We start from the raw sequence: 19,686 nt of genomic DNA on the forward strand, positions 1-19,686 counted from the left end.
TTTGAGACGGGCTTCTTTGGAGGCATCCATGGCAGTGAAGTTCCTAGGTTGAACTGCTCAAAGCTTAACGTTCATGGGCCTGGCTAAGGCTAAGTATTATTGCTCATTACATAACTGGGATGCACCCTTTCTTGACACTCACGACATTCGACCGGGTGACCCTTTTCAAGACGTACTTTGGCATCGCCTCGTTGACTCTGATGTCATGGTTATGCTGGACACTCCCAGCTACTTTGGCAGCAGATGGACACGCCAAGAGATAGGTCGTGCTCGAGCAAAAGAAATCCAAGTCCTCCGGGTCATTTGGCCTGAACACAAGCCCAATAAACTTACCGATCTTTCCGAAACAATTTATTTGGAGAATGAGGATCTTGAAGGGTCAGACGGGCCAGTAAAAGAGAGCACTGCTGAAGCAATTGTGCTTCGAGTTGAGCGGCTGAGAAGCCAGAGTATTGCAGCTCGCTACATGTCCATTACAGGAAAGTTGAGGGCCGATGTTGAGAAAATCGGCGCGAGTGTTGAAGCGGTTGGTGCGCATCGTGCCATAGCAGTACGCCTGCTTAACAATCAGAGGATATGGGTGTATCCCATTGTTGGTGTACCAACTGCCGAGGTTTTTAATGATGTAGCGGACAAGGCTCGACGCGCAGATCAACTGGGAATTCCTGTTGTTGTGTACGATCATCTAGGTATTTGCAGTAGATGGAGCAACCACTTGAAGTGGCTAGACGAGCACATCCGCGCCGTTCGCGCCATCAAAGTCTCCGAAGCTGGCTGGACACTTGCAGGGTGGGAGGAATAAGTATGGCCGACGTAATCTTCCTCTCAGCTAGTGTTCCCGATCCAAAACGCGCTCCCAAGTACGCTGCAACAGCCGATTCCGTCGCGATCACGACGGCAGTATCGGCATTTGTCCACGTCGTGCTAGGGAGGCGAATACTCGTATGGGGCGGTCACCCTGCTATCACACCGATGATATGGAACATAGCGCAGGAAATGAGTATTGATTACGGTCGCTGGATTCGTTTGTACCAATCGCGGTTCTTCCAGGACGAGTTTCCTGAGGATAATGAACGGTTTCAGAACGTCACCTATACGACTGGAATTTCGGGTGACCGGGAGAGGAGTTTGCTTTTAATGCGCGAGGCGATGTTCTCCGAAAATGCGTTTACAGCAGGTGTATTTATCGGTGGAATGGCTGGCATCGTAAGCGAATTTGAGTTGTTCCGCCAATTACAGCCAAAAGCAGTAGTTGTGCCGATAGTCTCGACTGGCGGAGCCGTACTTGAGGTGGCCGAGCGACTTGGGGGAATCACTCCGGATCTAGAAGACGACCTTGACTATGTTGCACTCCTTCATCGGCACCTTGGAATCTCCGTTCGAGAGGAACGTTATCGCCAGCCTGAGGATCAACCAGCTGAAGTCGAACAGCGTTATTGGAAGCATCCGTCTTCATAGTGGTGACACAGTTTCATTTCGTTAAGAGAACGTACCATATCTCACTGTAGCGAGGCGATTCGAGGCAGAGCCTTTTGGCCGCACCCGTATCTAACCGGGTCGCCTAAGTGAGCTGGTCATGGTGAGTGCTGTAGTCACCCAGGCTTATGAACACCGCCTCCTACTCCGCAAAGAACCCCAACAACGCATCCCCCGCCGCCCACTGCTCCAGGTTCAGGCAGCTGGTCAGCGACGCCAAACTCGCATGGCCCGTAATCGCCATAATCTGCCGCAATGGCACCCCTGCATCATAGAGATAGGTGGCCAGCGATCGCCTAAAGGTATGAGTACTCACCCCCTCAAGCCCCAGCAGGTCACAGGCCCGACGCAACGCCTTATCTACCGCTCGGGTGCTGATGTGCTGCCGGGGGGGCCGCTCTCCCACTCGCGCAAAGTAATAGTCGCCATTGGCCTGGCGCTGAACACGGTACTGCTTCACAGTGGCTCGGGTCCATTGGGCAGCAGGGAACAGATACCCTAAAATCAGCAACTGCGCCTGGGCGATCGCCCAGGCGCAGTTGCTGATTTTAGGTATAAATCGATCTCTGTAGGTATTGGGATCTCGTCCATTTTTTTTGCGAAATCATACTGCTATTCAGCAACGCCAGCTGGCCAGTTATCAAGCATCACTAAAGCCCTGTTATAGTCTTGCTCATGCCGAAACAGTCATCCCTCTTCTCTGACGACAACTACGCTGATTTCCTCAATGGGCTCAAGTCACGCATCCGCACGGCCCAGGTCAAGGCAGCCCTCGCCGTCAATCAGGAGCTCATTCATCTCTACTGGCAGATCGGTAACGAAATCCTGACCCGCCAACAAGATCAAGGCTGGGGCGGCAAGGTCATTGAGCGCTTGGCTAAAGATTTGAAGCGGGAGTTTCCCGATATCAGCGGCTTTTCCCAGACAAACCTCAAATATATGAGGGCGTTCGCCGAGGCGTATAGCGAAGAAGCAATAGGTCAACGCAGCGTTGGCCTATTGCCCTGGCGTCACAACATCGCCCTCATCACTAAGCTAAAAGAGCAACAAGCGCGATTGTGGTACGCCCACAAAGCCGTAGAAAACGGGTGGAGCCGCGACATTCTCGTGATGCAGATTGAAAGCGATTTATTCGCCCGATTAGGTGGCGCTGTCACTAACTTCGAGCGAGTCCTCCCTGCTCCTCAGTCTGACCTCGCCCAGCAGCTCGTCAAAGACCCTTACAACTTCGACTTCCTCACCCTGGCAGAAGAGGCTCAAGAGCGCGATTTGGAGCGGGGCCTCGTGGACCATATCCGCGACTTTCTCCTCGAACTCGGCATGGGCTTCTCATTTCTGGGCAGTCAGTATCCCCTCGTCGTCAGTGGCAAGGAGTACCGACTCGACATCCTCTTCTACCATGTCAAGCTCCACTGCTATGTGGTGGTAGATCTCAAAATGCGCGAGTTTGAACCGCAGCACTCAGGCCAAATGAGCTTCTACGTTGCTGCGGTCGATAACCTCATGCGCAACGAACTCGATGCCCCCACTATCGGCATCATTCTCTGCCGAAGCAAAGATAAAACCATAGTGGAGTATGCGCTCCAGGGAACCCAGCAGCCAATTGGCGTTTCAACCTTTCAAACCCAGGGGGAACTTCCCCCAGATATTCAGAGTAGCCTGCCTACGGTAGAACAGTTTGAGCTGGAACTGAATACTGCTATTGAAGAGATAGAGGACGAGGAAAAGCAGTCTCCCGAAGATTAGCTCTTTTCTCTAATTGACCAACAGGCTGTTGGCCAAATTGCCCCGATAGTCAGGCATAGCGACACTCTTGAAGAAAAACTATCGATTAGCGAGTGAGAGTTCCTCGATTATTACGTCAGCAGGCTCTCTAGCCTTGGGAGAATCAAGTACACGCAGATGATAGAGCAGGAGTAAGCGCTCATCGTCCACCAGCTCAAACCAGCGTTTGCCCTCAAATCGGTCAGCAATAAACTGGCAAATCACATCCCCAGACCACCCCATGCTCCGGATCTGGCGCTGAATCTGCCCATGCAGGTCTGGGTCGTAGGTCGCAGGCTCTGCCGCCTGTGGAAAAACAGGCTTATCCCCCCGCACCCCCCTTTCCGGAGAAAAAGAAGTTTTATCCAACCCCAAATCACCGGCGCAACGCGCCTCACCCTTCATGTATCTTTCTAAGGGGTGTAATATCAAGTCCGCTTAATGAACCACACTTAGCATTGAAATGCCCTCCACCAGTGGAACTGGGTTAAGCCTGAGATGAAATCGGTGAGGTTTAGGAGTTGTACACAGCGCTGCTCTACTCGTTCCAAGAGGTCATCTAGGGTCTCAAATACCCGGTTCGCTAAAGCTTCATTGAGAATAGGCCAGAGTCGCTCTGCCGGTTGCATATGCGGGGAGTACGGTGGCAGAAAGGCCAGGTGTAGGCCTTCCGGTACAACCACCTGATCTGACGTGTGCCACCCGGCTTGATCCATGACCAACACGACGTGGTGCTTGGGGCCAATGCCAAAGTGTTCGGCAAAATCAGCCAAGGCCCGATTAAACAGGTCGATATTGACCCGAGGCAACAGCCACCAATAGGTTTGTCCACTGCGGGGGTGGACAAAGCCATAGAGCCAAAACCAGTCATAGCGACAGTGGACGGGCGCACTGAGCAAGCCAAACCAGTTATCGACCCACACGCGACGCAGGATGGGATGGAGCCCCAAGCGATGTTCGTCCATAGCCCACAACTGCACGTCGGCGTCGGGATGGGCGGCTTTGATCTCCGTTAGTTGAGCATGCAGATTTTTTTTCCCACACCCGCTGCTCTTCTTCGGTGGCGGCGTGCTGATGTTCGGGTCGAGGCACCTTGAGGGAGAACTCCATCTGTTTAAGAATCTCCCAACCTCGTTGGCGGTGAACCGGACGATCCAGGTGCTCACTGAGCCAGTCGGCTACCTTACGTCCATTCCAAAAGCCGCCATCTGGGGGTTCCTCTTGCAGGGCTTGGTACAGTAAGGCTTGCCTCTCATCATCGAGAATGACCTGCCCATGTCCCTGATTGTGATGCCGTTGGTCACCCAGTGCTGCTGGGCCTTGACGGTTATAGCTTCTGACCACTTCGTAAATCCAGGCTCGGCTGTAGCCGGTCACCTCAGAGACCTCAGCGGTACGCTTGCCCGATTGCAATAGCCAGATCAGCTGATAATGCCCCCGTTCAATCCCGTTCTGAGCCGATTTATAACGCTGTTCGAGTTCCTCAGTGCTCAAATGTGATGCCAGGGTCAGACGACGCCCCATCCCGTTATCCTCACCTTTCAACTCCACTATTCTAAGGGTGATTAGCCGGACTTGATATAATTCCTTAATCTCTAAGGGTTCTAGCGATTCTGGTATTGTTTCAAAACTCACCTCGTCAGGGTCTAAATGGCTTGCTAGCTGGGCTATTACACCCTCTTGGTGGGCAGGGTGCCAGAGGCTGAGGTACTTATAGAGGGTCTGCTGGCTAACTTTGGCCAATTGAGCGATTGCCTTGGCCCTGGCCGTGATCTGCTCGGGCAGCTCCCCCGCCTGCTCTAGGGCGGCGTAAGCGGTGCGAATGCGGTACTGGGCATCTTCGGCCTGCTGTTGGTTGAAGGGCACCAGGGTGTTTTTGGGCTGGTTGGTGTCGCGGCTGGGGGTGGTGCCCAGGGGCCAGTAGTAGCCTTCGACGGCTCTGGCCCAGGCGGTGACCTTGCGTTCGATGTCGTGCTGGTGGCGGCAGTACTGCTCGTAGCCGGGGCAGTTAAGGGCGATGCGCAAGGTGTAGTCGATCAGGGCTTGGCCCTGGATGCCCTCGAAGACATGGCCATAGCAGGCGATGGTTTTGAGTAAGTGGTTAGTCTGGCCGTAATCTGTCCAGCCTTCGGTGATCTCAAGGTCGAGGTCGTGTCGCCAGCTCTCGACGGGGTGACTGCGGCGCTTGGGTCGCTTGCGGTGGTTGTCGCGGCCAATCTTCATCGCATGGCGCAGGGTGTCCATGTCTTGGTGGCTAGCTGCGCCATCCCAGAGCCAGAAGAAGCGGGCTAGGCTGCTGCCGATGGGGTTGAGGGCATCGTCGAGCAGGCAGGATCCGCTACCGGGCTGGAGGGGCAGCCGGTGGCCCATGTATTCGATGAAGGTTTGAACGCCGTAGGCTTTGACGTTGGGGAAGATTTCGAGCTGCCCGGCCTGGAGCCGAAACCCCTGGGCTTTGAGGCATTCTTTGAGGGTGACGGCCAGGTTGAAGGTGTTGACCAGCTCGGCAAAGGGAAGGTAGAGGTGCAGGCCACCGCTCCAGCTAGAGCGAATCAGCAGGGTGCGGGTGACGCCGAGGGTCTCTAGGGCGGCTCGAATCTGGGCGACGCCTTCGGCGGTGCAGTAGTCGCCGCCGACATCGAGGTCGAGCAGGGCGTAGCGGGTGTCGTGGGTGAAGCGGACGCCGATCAGCTGGTTGGCGTCTTGCCACTGGTTCCAGAGAACGCGGGGACGCAGCGGGTAGGTGCTAACGGTCGTCCAGGCGGCTTTGGTGGTAGCGTCATCCGGCAGGTCGGCGCGGATGACGTTCCAGGGGTAGTGGCCAAAGATTTCACACAGCCGCTGGCCCGTAGGGTCAGCGGGGAGGGGTTCGGAACGGGGAGTCTTACGCGACTCCTCGCCCCATCCTATGGATGCGGTCATGGGGGCCTCTCTCTCCTAAAAAAGAGCAATGGGTATTGCCCCGAGAGAGATCCGGTGTTACCATAGCCGCATAAGTCATTTTGCGCGACTCGGGAACTGGTCCTCTCGGGTTTTCGCTTTTTAAAGAGCCGGTGGCATTCGCTGCCGGTTCTTTTTGCGTATTAAGGGTCTGGTCAGGACGCTTAATACTGATTCACGCGATCGCCAGGTGGTCAGTCCAGCGGGGCGTCAATCATTGCCGGATATAGTACAGGTGTCTAAACCGGGCAAGCAGACTCTAGATATTTGATTTCATCGGGGTTTTGGGGTTGGTATCGGCCTCCTAACGTGCAATAAAAGACTGTGGTTACCGCTCGGTTGGCGGTAGTTGCCAGGGCTCTAGACCAGCGTCGTGGAGCTGCTGTTCTAGTTGGGCTACTTGTTTGTGCAGGACATCGTGTTCTGCGTAGGCTTTACCCGGATCAGAAGTTTGTGGCGTGTAACTACTGACCTGTAAGGCTTTGAAGGCATTCAAGCGCAAAAAGTTTGATCCGTTCTGTTGAGCAGTCCCAACCACCTCAGCCGCGCTGGTGATGCTCATCCGGTAAGAGCCTTCGGGCATCTGAAACCCAGCGATTGGCTCATTGCCGATCACAACCGTGGTGCGTTTGGCTTTGTCTCCGGTGGTCATCCTGCTACCCGTTGCCACAGGCGGGCAATCTCAGCAAGCATGGTCTGAAACGTCTCGCGAAAGGCTCTGTGCTCACTTTCGTTGAGGGCGCGATCACGATCAGCCCGTTGTCGGTCGGCCCTGGCTTCTTCCAGCAGGGTATTGAAGCGCTGGGTGTGCTCCTCGTGCATCTGGTCAAAGCGCACCCAGTCAATGCCCTGGTTGTGGGCGTTGTCTTCAATCAGCACAGCCAGATCGGCTCTGGTAGAGCTTGTGGCTTCTTCTATGTCTACCTGCACCTCTTCAATGCGGCTGCCCCATGCCTCGATCGCGCGGGCATTGCTTTCGGTAATGGCGCGGGTTTCTCGCAAGCCAGCGGCGTTGCTTTCCACTAGCTGCCGGGTTTCTACCAGCTGCCGGGAATTTTCGGTAAGCTGCCGAGCGTTTTCGGCCAGGATGGCCTCTATCCGGTCAAGGCGATCGCTGCTGTAGGTCATACCGCCGCCACCTCTACAGGGATAGGTGCCCCGCGCTCTACCCGTTCCCACTGGAGAGTGACGGGGACATAGGTGCAGTGGCAGATCACCAGTTGACTACCATCTTTCCTAGGAAAATTTTCTACCTCGTTCACTACCCAATCCCCGTCCCTAGCCTCGACCTCATCTCCCACCCGCCGGGATTCGTAGACGCGATCGCCTACCTGGGGGAGTTTGTCGTTGTACCAAAACTCCTCAGACAGAATGCTCGTGAGGCTGCCGGATGGCATTAGCAGCCGCTCTTGCCATCCGGGGGCATCGTCGGTGCTGGCTTTGTAAATCACCCATGCTTCAGCCATTAGTCATCCTCCATGTAGTTCGGGAATTGGGCATCACCCTCAAACTCACAGTCTACGGGCAAGATTTTGTCGCCGTTGAGCTTCGCATCCACCAACTTCCACCTGTACCGGTCTGCCATGTCTTTACAGTGCTTGCGACTGGCCGCAGCGTGTACCGTGCGGCGAGGGCGATCGCTTCCCTGGGTCATGGCTTGCTCTCTGCTGAGCTTTCGCCGTTGGCGATCGCAGCCTCAACCGCCTCAATAATTAGCGTCTCGGCACGATCTAGGCGATCGCTGCTCACTTGTTGTCCTCCACTGTTGCCGCCGCAGGAATAGCGCCAGCTTCTTCAGCTTCTCTCACTGCTTTCTCTATCAAGAAATTGCACAAATTAGCAACAGGACGCCCTTCAGCTTTAGCCCATCGCTCCAGCTTTTCATGAATCGTGTCTGGCATCGTCAGCCCGACGCGCTTGCTCATTGATTCATCGCCAATCATTTTTCACCTTCAGTGTACGAGCAAGTTGCGAAACCGAACCAAACTGAACACTATAGTAACTTATTAGTTCAACGAAGTAACTTATTTGTGTTATCACTGTAACCACTGGTGGAACGCGACTGGAACTACTGGGTTCCACTAAACCGCTCAAAGTATTGATTTACCGAAGTTTCGATCTGTAACAAGAGGTGTAACGACGTGGAACGTCAACCACTATCGATTCGCAAGTTTGCCGAGGTCTGTGGGGTCTCCCACACCGAAATCGGGCGCAAAATGACGGCCCTGGGCATCTCGGGGACGCCTCAGGGCAAGGGATTGCCCACGCTGCTGAGTCCAGCTGAACAAGACAGCATCGCTCAAACTCTGTTTATCCCTGATAAACCGCCCGCCGCACCCGCACAACACGTTGAAGTTTTGGGCAGTGGTTTATCGGTTTACACGCCCCCACCGCTGGCAACTCGGGGCGTCAACAGCGAGCTGAGCCGCCACCTGCAACAGCAACAGCTCACCCAGGCGCTGGGGGCGTTTAAGGGCAATCAGGCCAGTTTTAGGAACGCTCTACTGGGCATGGCGGCTGAGTCGGGTCGCCAATTAGGCCACGAAATGGCCGTTACCGAGATGAACACCGCCCTGGCCACCCACGCGCAACTGCAACAAACGGTGGGAAAGGAGTTGGGCGTCGTTGTAGACACGCCCGATACCACCGCTGCTGGTTAGGGGTTTTAGCCCTGATAACCGCCGTTTTCATCCTGTTAACGCCGTAACTCTGGTTATAACGCTATGGAAGCTAAATTTACTCCCCCTGCCGTCCCCCTCGAATACCGTCGCGAGGTCGTTGGCGGTGCATCGCCTATCCAAAACATCTACCTAGCCCCCGTTCCCTGGTGGCAAAACCGCCGTTACTGGGCAGCTGGTGGCATCGCGGTGGCGGCCCTCTCCGGCATTGCCTTCGCCTTTGCTCAGTCTGGCCGCACGGGCGACGAGGGCACCTATCAGAGCGAACTGCCCGCCCCTAACTACGAGCACGTGCTGGCGGCGGCCCAAGACCGGCTCTCGGGCAACTACGAAGACAGCCGTTTGGTGCTGACCGATGTCGGTCGGTCGGTGCTCAACAATGAGGCCTACCGCTATCGTCAGCAGGCGGAACAGGATGTTCTGAAGCCTACTGACCCGTGTTACCAGCAGCAGCTTATTTGCCCCCTCAACCGCTACCAGCGGGATGCCCAGGTGATGTTGGATGCCGCTAAGGGCGATCGCGATTGGCGACAGGCGAATGCGGCGCTCTTCAGAGTTGAGGCCGTGGAGGTGGCCCGCTCGATGGCAGCGCTGCCCCAAGACCCGCCGACCAACCTGGCGGTGGTGGCGATCGAGAATCTGGTGCAGTACCACGACCGGCAACACTCCCTGTCTGAAGAGGTGCAGGCCCATGAAGTCCGCGATTAACTACGCCCGTTTTGTCTGGTTTCTGCTGTGGCGCTCGACGCCTGAGCATTTGCTCCAAACCGCCGTTGTCGCCCCCCTAACTGGCATCGTCCTGATTGTGGTCTTGACGCGACTGGCGGATCTTCTGGTCGCGCTGCTGCTGGGCTGGGGGGTGTTTCTGCTGGGGCTGTCAGCCGTTCGAGCCGTAGCGTTGCGATTCGGGAGGGGTGTTCGATGAAGCAGCATTACTTGCTCTATGGTTCGGTTGGGGCAGCAGCCCTGGGGCTGCTCTGTGGCCTGCAACGGCCTGCCAGCAACCTTACTCCGGCTGACCTGGAGGCCTTCGCCAACGGGGCTCAGATTCGCTACGAGAAAACCTATCCCTATCTGCCTGCGTCGCTGGTGTTTGGGCTGGTATCCGTGGGTTGTGGGGTGGCCTGGGCGTTAGGGGGAGAACAGCCCAAAATTGCCATTGCAGGCCCCCAGTTTGAGCCAGAACCCCAGGACTGGAACGGGCAGGTGCCTTTCGCTGGAGCGACTGAGTCTTTCCGGGTGGGCAACCCAGCCGCTATTCTCGCCGCTCGCATGCGGCCTACGCTGATCTCAGCTAACCCTCGGGTCGGCAAGGGGCTCACGGTGGCCCACGCTTACCGGCAAGCCCAGGTGAAACAGGGCGCGGTGGTGTGGGTAATTCAGCCCAAGTACCACCCCAAGGAGCACGGCTACTGGGAGCAGGCCGATAACGTGCTGGGCTTCATGGCTGACTCGTTGGAGAGCAAGGAAGATATCGACGACATCTGTGAGCAGATGCAGCGCTTTATCTTTGCCTGGCGGCAGCTGCCCCAGCGGCCCAAGGTGCTGATCATCGACGAGTTGGCGATGATGAAGACCGTCTTCAAGACCTGGTACGAGGGGTTCCTCAAGTCACAGCTCACGATGGAGCTGTCGTCGGGGGAGACGGATGATCGCGCTCTGTGGGCCATTACTCAGTCGTCGCTGGTGGGCGATATCGGGGTCAGCGGCGGCATGAGAGCGACGTTTGACCTGCTCACGATTCAGACCCCCAGCAGCCAGAGCCATCTGGAAAGCCTGCGGAAGTCGGACACCAGCATTCCACCGATTGAGGATGAGGTGATTTTTGAGCGATCGTTCTCACCCAAGCAGGCGGTCTTCTACCACTCAGAGATCAAGGAATGGCTGCCGATGGTGGCCTATGAAGTGCCCGAACTAAGTTCGGCCTCGATAACCGGCGGTATAACTCGCGGTAACCACGGCACAGCAATGGATACAGCCGAATCGGTTACAAACCGAACCGAGTTTCAAAAGCACTCCCAGGGGCCAGATCTGCCCCTGATCATCGCCGTAACCAACGCCCTGGCCCAGGGGATGTCGCGCTCCAAGGTGATCAAGGAGGTGCTGGGCTACCAGGGGCACAAGTACCAGGAGGGCTGTGATTTATTTGACCGCATCAAATCCATCATTGAGGAAAATTCCTAATGGCTAGCTCTAAGAACAATCAACTCGCCAACGGCAACAATGGCCCCGAGATCATCGACGGGCAAATTATCGATATCACGCCTCAGCTGTCATCTCCAGGGCGGGGCAGCGGTATCCAGCTCGCGCCGCGCAATGCCATGCGCTCTAACATGCAGGATGGCGGCTGGTTTGATGCCACCAGCGGCAGGCGTAAGCCCATCTTTGTCATCACGCCCGCCACCGATCCCTGGAGCATTTTCCCGGTGATCCGCAGCGGCCTCAGCTGTTTGCGGAACCACCCATTACAGACGATGGGTGGAGCTTTTATCTCGGTGTGGGGCGGGCTATTTGTGCTCTCAGCGGGGTTGAATGTCCTCCAGGGTTCGGCAGTCAAAGCCGGGGGTGACATCTGGAACCCGGTGGTAGCTGGGACTAACTTTGGGGCCATGTTGGTGGTGCCAACGCAGAGCCTTGCGGGCAGTGCCCACAAGGTCTTGACCGGGGAAGAGCGGGTGGGGCAGCCCATTGAAACGCGTCCCTACACTCGCGCTGTGAAGGTTGGGGAGTAGCGATGCTGTTCTGGCGGATCCGAACCCGGTATCTGCTGGCCCTGGCGGCGTTGTTCGTCGGGGCCGCGTTTTTAGACCTCAAGCAGCCGGGCCGGGGGCAGTTCTACAACCCGGTCTATGGGGTGAGGTCGTGGGTCAACACCCATCAGCCTGCGGCGTGGCAGCTGGTGACCAGGGTGCAGGGTAACGATGCCCGTCTGCAAACCTGCGTGGCGGTGGCCCCTGACCCGGTTGCCCTCGATGCCACCAAGGCAGAGCTGCGCAGGGCACTGGTGGGGGAGTCGGAGGCGATCGCCCTGGAGTGGTTGGGTCAGCCTGCCTGTGCCTTGGGTAACGGGGTCTACCGCTGGGCTTTGGACAACGGCTTGGCCCTCGATGTGACGGTATCGGAGGGGGAGGTGACCCACAGTGAACTCAACCGTTAAACATATCAAGCCCCACTGGTCGGAGTTGCCGCCGACCTGGCGCTACGTGATTGGCACGGCGATGCAGGCGGGCGAACTGGTGCTCAAGCTGGGCTGCGTGGGAGCGATCGCTACCTCGACCTGGGTGATGGTCGATAAAGCAACCAACCAAACTTGGGGCGATCGCTTCAGAAAAGTCAGCGCCATGGCGGAGGTAGTGGCTGGGTTTTACGACGATGACTTCAAGGCCCTCATCAGCAAGGGCGATGTGATCGCGGGCTACACCGTCAACTCGGGCTTTGGCCTGCGGATGCACCCGATCCACAACGAGATGCGGATGCACTCGGGCATTGATTTGCCGACGCCGGAGGGGGTGCAGGTTCATGCCATTGGCTACGCCGGGGATCGGGTGTCGGTGCGCTGCTGGAGCGACCCGAAGGGCTATGGCACGGTGGCAGATATGACCAGTTCGGCGTTCCCTGAGATCACCTTTAGGGCGGCTCACCTGTCCCACTGTAAGGGGGGTGAGCATCGGGCCGGGGCGGTGGTGGCGAAAACAGGCAACACGGGCGGCAGCACGGGCGCTCATCTGCACTGGGAGCAGCGACAGGGAGGCGTGGCTCAGGCTCCACAGAAGGGCTATTTAGTCTGGGCGCTGAATGGCCGCAAGCCCAATGAGCGTCTGGGGGATACGATTGCGCTCTACCAGGCGATCGTCACTAAGGAGTCGGGCGGGGATCATAGGGCCGTCAACCCTGGCACGGGGGCCTTGGGTCTGGGGCAGGTGATGCCGCAAAATCTCAATTGCTCCTGGGACGGCAAGCCGAAGAGCAACTGCGGCTGGGATTACGACGTGTTGGGTCGCGATGTGTCGCCCCAGGAGTTTTTGCAGAATCCCGAGATTCAACAGCAGATCGTAGGGGTCAAGCTGGAGAGTGCCCTACAGCGGCAAATTCAGGCGGGCCACGATATGAACACGGCGGTGAAGCGGGTGGCGGCGGAGTGGTACTCGGGCAACCCTGAGCTGACCCACGACACTCGCCCCCAGGCGGGCTATGAGTCGATCAAGAGCTATGCCGACAGTGCGGCGGAGAAGTTTCAGCGGCTCCGGCAGCAGAACTTGGAAAAGTAGTCCCTCGCCGAGGGGGGTGCCCTTAGCAGTAATTCCACAACCTGAATCACGCGCAAAAACCATGCGGGATACGCTCAATTAACTTTAATACGATATACTATAATTCATATAGACAGACGTGAGGCGGCGATCCCAGATCTGGAGAGAACGGAGGTTCGCCACGGCCTAGGCAGCATCCGCGATCGTATGGTGCAAAGCCACTGATGCCGCGCTCTACGAAGCAGATGGGCAGTGGAGAAGTTAGGGCTGCGCCTAGAGACCACCGGGAAGGGCACCGATCACGGCGAGTGGACGGGTGGGCTACGGGTGCGAGAGTCCGATCGCATTATCCGAGGCCTCACATGGAAATAGATGATTGCGCACCGCAGGAAATTGCATGGAGAAGTAGGAACGATGTTCAATCTTGTGTACTGGATGGACGACGTATCGGGCAACCTGGCCCCCGTCGTTGAAAAATTCTTGCTCACTGAAGAGCACTTGGACGATACCGAACGGGCAACGCTAGCGGAATACCTCCGCAACTGGGCTTATGGGCCTTTCGCAGGGGGGAGCAATCTAGAGTTTCTCCAAGCTAAATTTACCGAGTTGGTTGCCCAGGGCGACCGGAACAGCATCGAACAATGGTGCCTCCAGGCGCTTGACTTAGGCATCGAACCGTTTTAGGCATCAACCCAAAAGCCCGCCTGAATCCAACCAGGGCGGGCTTTTTGCCAAAAATTAAATTACTAAAAATAATGTGTTTTAGCAGTCCGATGTATTAGTTAATTATCGGCAGGCAAGCTTCCTCCCAGAGTAATGAAGATGTCACAATGGTCATTTCTACGGCGCACAACAGAGGTCTGTGGATGGCGGCTGATAGTTCCCCCGAGCTGTCCCAAGGGCGTTGCTACGGCGATAGTAGGTCGGCCACCGTCGCCGATTTACTCGTCACTCTTCTGGGTATCGGGCACGAAAAAGCCCAGCAGGTTATTGACAGAATCACCTGCCAATCTGTCTTGCTCGACAACGCGACTGCCTGGCAAAGGCTCCGCGAAGCCACAGCCCTTGAGCTGCGGGCTGCTGGGCTGACAAAAATTCAGGTCGGTAAAATTCAAGCGGGCATCGAGCTAGGTCGCCGGGTCTATTTGGAAAGCCCGAAGGACAACAAGTTCAGCCTTGACGATCCACAGGTTGCTGCTGAACTGCTAGGGGGCGACCTGATGTGGCAACGGGTGGAACGGTTCGCGGCTGTTGCTCTCGACATTAGGAACAAGGTGATCGGCTACGAGATCTTGTCTCAGGGGACGCAGACCGACTGCTTAGCCGACCCTAAAGAAATCTTTGGCTGGTTGCTCCGAGTAGGGGCCGTGCGCGGCATTGTTGCCCACAATCATCCTTCAGGATCTCTTCTTCCTAGCCCGGATGACATCCAATTAACCAGACAGCTTCTGCAAGGTGCAAAGACCTTAAATCTGAGCATCCTCGACCACCTCATCCTCGGAAATGGCGACTACGTCAGCCTGCGGCAGACCACCAAACTCTGGCAGGAATGTCCTCAGCACTAACCGACCATAGGCGAGTTCTAGCGACTTCCAGTGCTGCCAGCTTTGACCACAGTAGCCTGTCTTGAAGTCCATTCAATACGGCTATTTGGCGAAGATTCACCCCAAAAAGCTTTTTCCCATAATCAGTCCGATGTATTACTTAATCGATTCCATGGATGCCATCCGACGACCTAGTCGTAATCAGGCCAACTGAGCAACTGACCCTATTCTGAGGCAAGGATCTATGGGAACCTTAGACGACATCCCACTGAGTAGTTGTGCCCGAGACATCGGCCCTGGAGCTGTAGACCAACGTGCTGGCAGGGGAGGCCAGGCCGACGTTTGGCACATGCTCGAACGGTTCCCTTTAATCAAGGCCAATAGCGAGAGTATTTGGTTCGCGCGGCGGGATGGCAGGATACGGCAGGCGGTGGAGCACGATCACCCTGACCTGGCAACTGCGTTCGGCCCAGAGACGAGGGAAGACTGGATCGCCCTGGCCCAGCTCTGCATCTGGACAGCCGTTGGCCTGCGGGTAGCACCTGAGGCACTGCTGGAAGGGGAAACCTTCACCTACTACCTGGGTGGCAATGGGGTACGCCAATTTAAATATGGTCGCCCCGAAAACCTACGGATGGAGAGCCGTCTGAAAGGCCTAGAGCCACACTGGATTCCAGGAGAGGGATTAGACTGGCAGCCTACCATCGCAACGTAACCCTGAGGTGCGAATCGTCCTTCGCTGGGTGGTTGGTCGGCTCGGCCAAAGTGGGCTCATGCTACCATGACTCATCCGATGCATTACCCTGTTACGGTTATGGCCGAGGAGCAACCTAAAACTAAACCCAAAACTAAACCTGGCCCCAAAAAGAGCGCACGGCAACGGTTTTGCACGGTGGAGGGATGTGATCGATCTCATTATGCCAAGGGCATGTGCTTCAAGCACTGGCGGGCCAGCAAAGGTTATGGAGCGGGTGGCGATCGCGTGTCCGCAAACGTTAGCTACGACAGCAGCGAACAGGGAAAGGAGCGACACAAACGCTCTTACCTCAAGCGGCAGATCATCAAAAAGCTGACCGGAAAAACGTCTATAACTGAGGCTTTCGCCGATCCGGCTGCTGTGGCCAAGCTGCGGGCTAGCGAAGCAACCCTAGATGCTGTGTGGGAGTTCTTCACCAAAGACCAAAAGGCTGTCCTCCGGCAAAGAGAGGAAGAGAGCTAGAACTATGTCAATAACTGAGCGGAGGATGGCTGACTGCCACCCGACCCGTAAGCACTACGCCAAAGGGTTATGCCAACAGTGCTATCGAAAGGAAAATTTTTCGACCGACTACGTAACCCAAAAGTTCGGCGATCGCCTGCCTGACTATCGCCGTAAGTACGAGGAAAGCTCAAAAAGTAGAGAGCGTGCCAGTCGGTACTATCATGTTCGCACTGCGATCGCCAAACTTCTCGACAGGCCAGAGCCAAAAATGCGCGAGGTGTTCAGCGATCCGGTTGCGATCGCGACCTTAAGGGCGGCCCTAGACAGAGGCGACCCCATCCTGACGAAGGTATGGAGCGATCTAACCAAAAAGCAAAAGAAGGCTATATATGGTCAGCTTGACGAATAATCAAGATGGCTTTAGCTCAGGGCAAGCTCCCCAGCCGACGATAGTGTCAACCTCAAGGCTTGTCAGAGCCGCCACCTTATAGCAATCTTCGGCAGTCAAGGGGTGGCCTTCGAGAATACGCTCAACCTGAGGGACGCTGACATTCAGCGCAGCAGCCAAATCATTGATGTTCTTGTCTCCTTTGGATAGCCAGCTGCGAAGCACATTAGTTAAAGGTGTCTCAATCGGCTTGTCTTGATCTTCAGGTTTTTCCTGAGAAGGTGCCGCAGTAGATTGCCTAGCTAGTGCTTCCACTGAGGCAGTGATTATCGCGACCAAATCCTCGGCTGGCAAACCTTTCTCTATCTGAACAATTATTCTTTTGGCATCGAAGATGGCCTCGGTCTGAGGGGCAGGGACGGCATCCGGCTTGACCTCACCCCGATCTACCTGATCAGCAGGTTTAGGTTTATCAAGACCTGATAACCACAGGTACGCTAGTGTCTCGGCCTCAGCAGGATCAGTGCTAAACCCCTTCAGAAGTCCGATTCGCTGTAAATTTTTCGATTTTAGCCCCTGCTTTATCTGACGGTTGATCCACCGAGACACCACCGTAGTGCTGAAGCCACCTAGGCCTGGGTAAGCGGCCAGCCGAACCGCAGAGTCAGTGCTAAAGGCGTTAACGCCTTTGGCACCACCCCCAAGCTTCGCCGCCTCCGAAGTCACCCAATCGACTAGCCTATCAACATAATGCTGATCAACAGCCATACAGCCAAGCAGCGCAGAAACTTCGATTAAACGTAGCACTTTGGTGGTAATCCCCAAAAGCTTACGAACGCATTCCGTTAACGGGACGGGGCTTCCACAAGCTTATTAAGGAGTAGAGATGAACTTCCACAGGGGGGGGCGTATTGCATCTGCCCCAAGACCACTGACTCAGATATTAGATACCATGTCGGCCCAATCATTCGTATCTTCAAACTTGTATCCCACCCCCCTCATGGTTTTGACCAACGGGTTCACCCCCTCTGGCACCCGCAGCTTTGATCGAATTTCTTGGCGTAGCCTTCTGACGCAGGGATCAACCGTGCTGTGGATATCCCCAGTGTGATTTGGCCCCCAAACTTCCTTGAGTAGCTCTGATCGGGTGTAGACTCGCCCTGGCTGCTGGATCAGTTTTGCCAGTAGGTCAAACCCCAGCGCTGATAGCGAGAGATCAACCCAATCGTCGCCCGGCGATGAGCGAACGCTGCAATACCGATGGGCCTGGTGCAGCTGTAGATACTGATGCCGAATCAGCTCATCATCATGTGCCCTCGGTACCACAGGGTGCGGTGCAGATTCACTTGATTGGGCCATACCGAGCGGCAGCGTTTCATCGATCGCCAAAAACCGAGACTGAAGTTGAAGACTGCGTAGATGCATGTCTTTCAACAGGGTTTGGGCCAGGGATTGAATCTCTGACCGGCTCAGGTCTGGTTCTAAAGCCCAGGGCAGGTAAAACACCTTCAGTGCCCTGAGCACTGACTCCCGCAGCGATACCGCTGGTTCACCTTTGAGATAGGCAAAGAGTCGCCCCTCTACCGAATCTACCTCAACATCCAACCGTAAAGTTACTCGCTGTCGAGCGCTCATACTGCACCTCCCGGTGTTCTTTTATATGTTGCGGCCATAGTAATGGCTCATTCAGGCACTATCCGGGCAACAGCTGCCATATTTGCGACGCATTATGCCTCGATCGCCTACCAAAGCCAGCCTCAAGCATTCCGCTTTCGTGCCAATCCGCAATAACTGCACGGGATTAATACGATATACTATAGTTAATCTGATTTGATTTTGACTATGGCCACAACCACACTGGTGAAAGTGAAAGACGCCGATACGGAAGCCATTCAGGCGTCGAAAGATGAGGCTGCTTCCATCCTGAATATCCACAGAGAAATTCAGGATGGAAGTTTGACACTGTTACATCGTGCAAAAGAGCTAGGCGATCGCCTGGCTGCGAAGAAAGCGGAACTAGGGCATGGGAATTGGGGGCCATGGCTAGCCCAGTACCTGCCGGAGATAAGCGATCGCCACGTCCGGAATTACCTCAGCATTTCGGAGCGATGGGAGCAGCTGGAGAAATGGATACAGACTCAGCAGGAGTCGGGGGAAATGAGTCTACGAGGTGCACTGAACTACCTCACCGAAGCCAACAAAGCTGATTCAGGGATACCCAAGAAGGATGAGATTGTCGCCATTTGGGGACAAGTGGGGCGGGTGATGAAAAGAGGCCGGGCGGGCTTCGCAATCGAGCTGACTCACGATCACGTTTCAAACCAATACAACTATCCGAAAAGCGTTCGCACCTACGAGGCGCTTTGGAAGCTCTGGGAAGCAGAGGGTGAAGACGTGCTGGCTCTGCACAAAATCGTTGAGGCGTCCGAGAGCTTCGAGATTGGTGATTATGTGAGGGGTGTAGACCCAAAGGGCGATACTCGTCAGGGTTTCGTCGAAAAGAAGGGCTTCAAGTACCTCACCCTCGACATTGGCGTTGTGCTGAGCGAAAGCGCCACCAAAGTCGACCCCCCGGCAATCATCAACGCCCTCACAAATCCGGATTTGTTGTCGATGGCAAAGGTGGAGCCCTGTAGTGAACCCAATCCGTTGGGGGATAATAATGGCCCCGACGGGACTAGCGAGTTTCGCTATCAGGATGTCTACGGGGTGGTGACCCGAGCGCAGATAAAGGCATTCGGCAAGACTTACTCAGGCGATACCCTATCGGATGACAAGATTCGCGGCATGTTCGAGTTTGAGGAAAAGCATTGGGTCTGCACATCGGGATTGACTGCGGTAAGTAATCCCAGTATTCGGGCCATTGGTGTTGTTCCCGCTGACCAATGGGAAGGGCCAGTTTACGACTACAACACTCAGCCCCCCGGCATCCGATTCACCTATGCCGGAAATTTGGTCAAGTATCGTGGTCAAAAGTATGTCCTGACCGACGAAGAATTGCACCTTAACCTTCGACCCGAGGATGCCATTTTTCTCGACGTTGACGACAACACCCTAGCCGTAGGCGATCGCGTCATTTGGCCAGACGATGTCTCCATTCAGGGCACCATCGTCAAGCTTGACCCCAGTGCCGTTTGGCTAAAGCAGGTTGTCGTACAGTGGGACGTTGACCCAGAGGGACACACTACGCCATGCCAGGGCCAGAACCTTAGTGGTGCAGAAAACTTAGGGCAGTCTCACCATGAGAATGTGAGGACCTTAGCGAACTCAATGCGACAGTCTAGGGCGTCTCGCTTGCATTGAGAGGCGCAAGCGGGCGGTGGATTGCCCTTAGGCAAGGCTTGGAGGATGGGCAAGGGCAAACGCTCGTAGCAAAGCCGAGCCAGTTCCCGCAAACCGAGTTGCAGAAAACTCAAGCCCCGGTCGCCATGCCAATCCAGACGACTCC

Annotated in this window: 25 protein-coding genes and 3 pseudogenes; 16 read left to right on the top strand and 12 right to left on the bottom strand. The window is 55.8% G+C overall.

Annotation, left to right across the window (positions count from 1 at the left end; all coding sequences use genetic code 11):
* Positions 1 to 127: 127 nt before the first annotated feature.
* Both IQ273_RS15435 and IQ273_RS15440 read left to right on the top strand, forming a co-directional pair.
* Positions 128 to 802 (top strand): annotated as a pseudogene (locus IQ273_RS15435) (toll/interleukin-1 receptor domain-containing protein); the annotation flags it as partial.
* 2 nt (positions 803 to 804) lie between these two features.
* Positions 805 to 1,458 carry a hypothetical protein gene (locus IQ273_RS15440; protein WP_194024068.1) on the top strand — a complete coding sequence of 218 codons (654 nt, stop codon included), beginning with the start codon at positions 805 to 807 and terminating at the stop codon, positions 1,456 to 1,458.
* 160 nt (positions 1,459 to 1,618) lie between these two features.
* Here IQ273_RS15440 and IQ273_RS15445 read toward each other — a convergent pair whose 3' ends face one another.
* Entirely contained in the window at positions 1,619 to 1,936 is a 318-nt protein-coding gene (locus IQ273_RS15445) for a tyrosine-type recombinase/integrase (RefSeq protein ID WP_397197891.1), read from the bottom strand.
* Positions 1,937 to 2,151: 215 nt separating this feature from the next.
* Here IQ273_RS15445 and IQ273_RS15450 point away from each other — a divergent pair, with 215 nt between their 5' ends.
* On the top strand, positions 2,152 to 3,222 hold the full coding sequence (locus tag IQ273_RS15450) for a YhcG family protein (RefSeq protein WP_194024069.1): 1,071 nt from the start codon (positions 2,152 to 2,154) through the stop codon (positions 3,220 to 3,222).
* 78 nt (positions 3,223 to 3,300) lie between these two features.
* Here IQ273_RS15450 and IQ273_RS15455 read toward each other — a convergent pair whose 3' ends face one another.
* The 8 genes and pseudogenes from IQ273_RS15455 to IQ273_RS15485 form a co-directional block, all read right to left on the bottom strand.
* Positions 3,301 to 3,645 carry a hypothetical protein gene (locus IQ273_RS15455; protein ID WP_194024070.1) on the bottom strand — a complete coding sequence of 115 codons (345 nt, stop codon included), beginning with the start codon at positions 3,643 to 3,645 and terminating at the stop codon, positions 3,301 to 3,303.
* A gap of 47 nt (positions 3,646 to 3,692) precedes the next feature.
* The gene (locus IQ273_RS15460; RefSeq protein WP_313898133.1) at positions 3,693 to 4,406 is read right to left on the bottom strand and encodes an IS630 family transposase; all 714 of its coding nucleotides are present in this window, start codon (positions 4,404 to 4,406) and stop codon (positions 3,693 to 3,695) included.
* A pseudogene (locus IQ273_RS35385) lies at positions 4,327 to 6,162 on the bottom strand (hypothetical protein); the annotation flags it as partial. The pseudogene IQ273_RS35385 and the gene IQ273_RS15460, both read right to left, overlap by 80 nt.
* Before the next feature lie 346 nt (positions 6,163 to 6,508).
* The gene (locus tag IQ273_RS15465) at positions 6,509 to 6,832 is read right to left on the bottom strand and encodes a hypothetical protein (RefSeq protein WP_194024071.1); all 324 of its coding nucleotides are present in this window, start codon (positions 6,830 to 6,832) and stop codon (positions 6,509 to 6,511) included.
* Positions 6,829 to 7,308, bottom strand: a complete 480-nt coding sequence (locus IQ273_RS15470) for a hypothetical protein (protein ID WP_194024072.1) — start codon at positions 7,306 to 7,308, stop codon at positions 6,829 to 6,831. Before IQ273_RS15470 ends, IQ273_RS15465 begins: the two co-directional genes overlap by 4 nt.
* On the bottom strand, positions 7,305 to 7,646 hold the full coding sequence (locus IQ273_RS15475) for a hypothetical protein (RefSeq protein ID WP_194024073.1): 342 nt from the start codon (positions 7,644 to 7,646) through the stop codon (positions 7,305 to 7,307). The genes IQ273_RS15470 and IQ273_RS15475 overlap by 4 nt, the downstream gene beginning before the upstream one ends.
* Positions 7,646 to 7,834: a hypothetical protein gene (locus tag IQ273_RS15480; protein WP_194024074.1), complete on the bottom strand. Its 189-nt coding sequence runs from the start codon at positions 7,832 to 7,834 to the stop codon at positions 7,646 to 7,648. The genes IQ273_RS15475 and IQ273_RS15480 overlap by 1 nt, the downstream gene beginning before the upstream one ends.
* Before the next feature lie 91 nt (positions 7,835 to 7,925).
* Positions 7,926 to 8,123: a ribbon-helix-helix domain-containing protein gene (locus IQ273_RS15485; protein WP_228053109.1), complete on the bottom strand. Its 198-nt coding sequence runs from the start codon at positions 8,121 to 8,123 to the stop codon at positions 7,926 to 7,928.
* A 198-nt stretch (positions 8,124 to 8,321) separates the two neighbouring features.
* Here IQ273_RS15485 and IQ273_RS15490 point away from each other — a divergent pair, with 198 nt between their 5' ends.
* From IQ273_RS15490 to IQ273_RS15545, 12 genes are all read left to right on the top strand, one after another.
* Positions 8,322 to 8,840, top strand: a complete 519-nt coding sequence (locus tag IQ273_RS15490) for a hypothetical protein (RefSeq protein WP_194024075.1) — start codon at positions 8,322 to 8,324, stop codon at positions 8,838 to 8,840.
* A gap of 63 nt (positions 8,841 to 8,903) precedes the next feature.
* Entirely contained in the window at positions 8,904 to 9,566 is a 663-nt protein-coding gene (locus IQ273_RS15495) for a hypothetical protein (protein ID WP_194024076.1), read from the top strand.
* The gene (locus tag IQ273_RS15500) at positions 9,550 to 9,783 is read left to right on the top strand and encodes a hypothetical protein (protein ID WP_194024077.1); all 234 of its coding nucleotides are present in this window, start codon (positions 9,550 to 9,552) and stop codon (positions 9,781 to 9,783) included. The genes IQ273_RS15495 and IQ273_RS15500 overlap by 17 nt, the downstream gene beginning before the upstream one ends.
* Positions 9,780 to 11,042, top strand: coding sequence for a hypothetical protein (locus IQ273_RS15505; RefSeq protein WP_194024078.1), 1,263 nt, complete (start codon positions 9,780 to 9,782; stop codon positions 11,040 to 11,042). Before IQ273_RS15500 ends, IQ273_RS15505 begins: the two co-directional genes overlap by 4 nt.
* Positions 11,042 to 11,590, top strand: coding sequence for a hypothetical protein (locus IQ273_RS15510; protein ID WP_194024079.1), 549 nt, complete (start codon positions 11,042 to 11,044; stop codon positions 11,588 to 11,590). The genes IQ273_RS15505 and IQ273_RS15510 overlap by 1 nt, the downstream gene beginning before the upstream one ends.
* Positions 11,591 to 11,592: 2 nt before the next feature.
* On the top strand, positions 11,593 to 12,015 hold the full coding sequence (locus tag IQ273_RS15515) for a hypothetical protein (protein ID WP_194024080.1): 423 nt from the start codon (positions 11,593 to 11,595) through the stop codon (positions 12,013 to 12,015).
* Entirely contained in the window at positions 11,999 to 13,126 is a 1,128-nt protein-coding gene (locus IQ273_RS15520) for a peptidoglycan DD-metalloendopeptidase family protein (protein ID WP_194024081.1), read from the top strand. Before IQ273_RS15515 ends, IQ273_RS15520 begins: the two co-directional genes overlap by 17 nt.
* A 393-nt stretch (positions 13,127 to 13,519) precedes the next feature.
* Complete coding sequence (locus IQ273_RS15525) at positions 13,520 to 13,789, top strand: hypothetical protein (RefSeq protein ID WP_194024082.1); 270 nt, start codon at positions 13,520 to 13,522, stop codon at positions 13,787 to 13,789.
* Between the two features lie 146 nt (positions 13,790 to 13,935).
* Positions 13,936 to 14,670 carry a RadC family protein gene (locus IQ273_RS15530; protein WP_194024083.1) on the top strand — a complete coding sequence of 245 codons (735 nt, stop codon included), beginning with the start codon at positions 13,936 to 13,938 and terminating at the stop codon, positions 14,668 to 14,670.
* 223 nt (positions 14,671 to 14,893) lie between these two features.
* Complete coding sequence (locus IQ273_RS15535) at positions 14,894 to 15,364, top strand: hypothetical protein (protein WP_194024084.1); 471 nt, start codon at positions 14,894 to 14,896, stop codon at positions 15,362 to 15,364.
* A 213-nt stretch (positions 15,365 to 15,577) separates the two neighbouring features.
* On the top strand, positions 15,578 to 15,868 hold the full coding sequence (locus tag IQ273_RS15540; protein ID WP_228053111.1) for a hypothetical protein: 291 nt from the start codon (positions 15,578 to 15,580) through the stop codon (positions 15,866 to 15,868).
* 4 nt (positions 15,869 to 15,872) lie between these two features.
* On the top strand, positions 15,873 to 16,259 hold the full coding sequence (locus IQ273_RS15545; RefSeq protein ID WP_194024086.1) for a hypothetical protein: 387 nt from the start codon (positions 15,873 to 15,875) through the stop codon (positions 16,257 to 16,259).
* Here IQ273_RS15545 and IQ273_RS15550 read toward each other — a convergent pair whose 3' ends face one another.
* Both IQ273_RS15550 and IQ273_RS15555 read right to left on the bottom strand, forming a co-directional pair.
* A complete protein-coding gene (locus tag IQ273_RS15550) occupies positions 16,260 to 17,006 on the bottom strand; it encodes a hypothetical protein (RefSeq protein WP_228053113.1) in 747 nt (248 codons plus the stop codon).
* Between the two features lie 168 nt (positions 17,007 to 17,174).
* Positions 17,175 to 17,873, bottom strand: coding sequence for a winged helix-turn-helix domain-containing protein (locus IQ273_RS15555; protein ID WP_194024088.1), 699 nt, complete (start codon positions 17,871 to 17,873; stop codon positions 17,175 to 17,177).
* A 207-nt stretch (positions 17,874 to 18,080) separates the two neighbouring features.
* Between IQ273_RS15555 and IQ273_RS15560 the strand changes: the two genes are divergently transcribed.
* Positions 18,081 to 19,541 (top strand): DUF3102 domain-containing protein, encoded by a 1,461-nt coding sequence (locus IQ273_RS15560; protein WP_194024089.1) that lies wholly within the window; start codon positions 18,081 to 18,083, stop codon positions 19,539 to 19,541.
* On the opposite strand, the pseudogene IQ273_RS33730 reads toward IQ273_RS15560, so the two are convergent.
* Positions 19,475 to 19,686 (bottom strand): annotated as a pseudogene (locus IQ273_RS33730) (IS4 family transposase); the annotation flags it as partial. The gene IQ273_RS15560 and the pseudogene IQ273_RS33730 sit on opposite strands and share 67 nt — an antisense overlap.

Source organism: Nodosilinea sp. LEGE 07298 (assembly GCF_015207265.1).
GTDB lineage: Bacteria > Cyanobacteriota > Cyanobacteriia > Phormidesmidales > Phormidesmidaceae > Nodosilinea.

Excerpts from the sequence above, each read along its gene's own strand:
- IQ273_RS15555 (WP_194024088.1), bottom strand. The coding sequence starts at position 17,873 with ATGAGCGCTCGACAGCGAGTAACTTTACGGTTGGATGTTGAGGTAGAT.
- IQ273_RS15525 (WP_194024082.1), top strand. The coding sequence starts at position 13,520 with ATGTTCAATCTTGTGTACTGGATGGACGACGTATCGGGCAACCTGGCC.
- IQ273_RS15535 (WP_194024084.1), top strand. The coding sequence starts at position 14,894 with ATGGGAACCTTAGACGACATCCCACTGAGTAGTTGTGCCCGAGACATC.
- IQ273_RS15450 (WP_194024069.1), top strand. The coding sequence starts at position 2,152 with ATGCCGAAACAGTCATCCCTCTTCTCTGACGACAACTACGCTGATTTC.
- IQ273_RS15560 (WP_194024089.1), top strand. The coding sequence starts at position 18,081 with ATGGCCACAACCACACTGGTGAAAGTGAAAGACGCCGATACGGAAGCC.
- IQ273_RS15510 (WP_194024079.1), top strand. The coding sequence starts at position 11,042 with ATGGCTAGCTCTAAGAACAATCAACTCGCCAACGGCAACAATGGCCCC.
- IQ273_RS15540 (WP_228053111.1), top strand. The coding sequence starts at position 15,578 with ATGTGCTTCAAGCACTGGCGGGCCAGCAAAGGTTATGGAGCGGGTGGC.
- IQ273_RS15505 (WP_194024078.1), top strand. The coding sequence starts at position 9,780 with ATGAAGCAGCATTACTTGCTCTATGGTTCGGTTGGGGCAGCAGCCCTG.
- IQ273_RS15550 (WP_228053113.1), bottom strand. The coding sequence starts at position 17,006 with ATGGCTGTTGATCAGCATTATGTTGATAGGCTAGTCGATTGGGTGACT.
- IQ273_RS15455 (WP_194024070.1), bottom strand. The coding sequence starts at position 3,645 with ATGAAGGGTGAGGCGCGTTGCGCCGGTGATTTGGGGTTGGATAAAACT.
- IQ273_RS15500 (WP_194024077.1), top strand. The coding sequence starts at position 9,550 with ATGAAGTCCGCGATTAACTACGCCCGTTTTGTCTGGTTTCTGCTGTGG.
- IQ273_RS15470 (WP_194024072.1), bottom strand. The coding sequence starts at position 7,308 with ATGACCTACAGCAGCGATCGCCTTGACCGGATAGAGGCCATCCTGGCC.
- IQ273_RS15475 (WP_194024073.1), bottom strand. The coding sequence starts at position 7,646 with ATGGCTGAAGCATGGGTGATTTACAAAGCCAGCACCGACGATGCCCCC.
- IQ273_RS15480 (WP_194024074.1), bottom strand. The coding sequence starts at position 7,834 with ATGACCCAGGGAAGCGATCGCCCTCGCCGCACGGTACACGCTGCGGCC.
- IQ273_RS15515 (WP_194024080.1), top strand. The coding sequence starts at position 11,593 with ATGCTGTTCTGGCGGATCCGAACCCGGTATCTGCTGGCCCTGGCGGCG.
- IQ273_RS15495 (WP_194024076.1), top strand. The coding sequence starts at position 8,904 with ATGGAAGCTAAATTTACTCCCCCTGCCGTCCCCCTCGAATACCGTCGC.
- IQ273_RS15440 (WP_194024068.1), top strand. The coding sequence starts at position 805 with ATGGCCGACGTAATCTTCCTCTCAGCTAGTGTTCCCGATCCAAAACGC.
- IQ273_RS15485 (WP_228053109.1), bottom strand. The coding sequence starts at position 8,123 with ATGATTGGCGATGAATCAATGAGCAAGCGCGTCGGGCTGACGATGCCA.
- IQ273_RS15465 (WP_194024071.1), bottom strand. The coding sequence starts at position 6,832 with ATGACCACCGGAGACAAAGCCAAACGCACCACGGTTGTGATCGGCAAT.
- IQ273_RS15530 (WP_194024083.1), top strand. The coding sequence starts at position 13,936 with ATGGTCATTTCTACGGCGCACAACAGAGGTCTGTGGATGGCGGCTGAT.
- IQ273_RS15545 (WP_194024086.1), top strand. The coding sequence starts at position 15,873 with ATGTCAATAACTGAGCGGAGGATGGCTGACTGCCACCCGACCCGTAAG.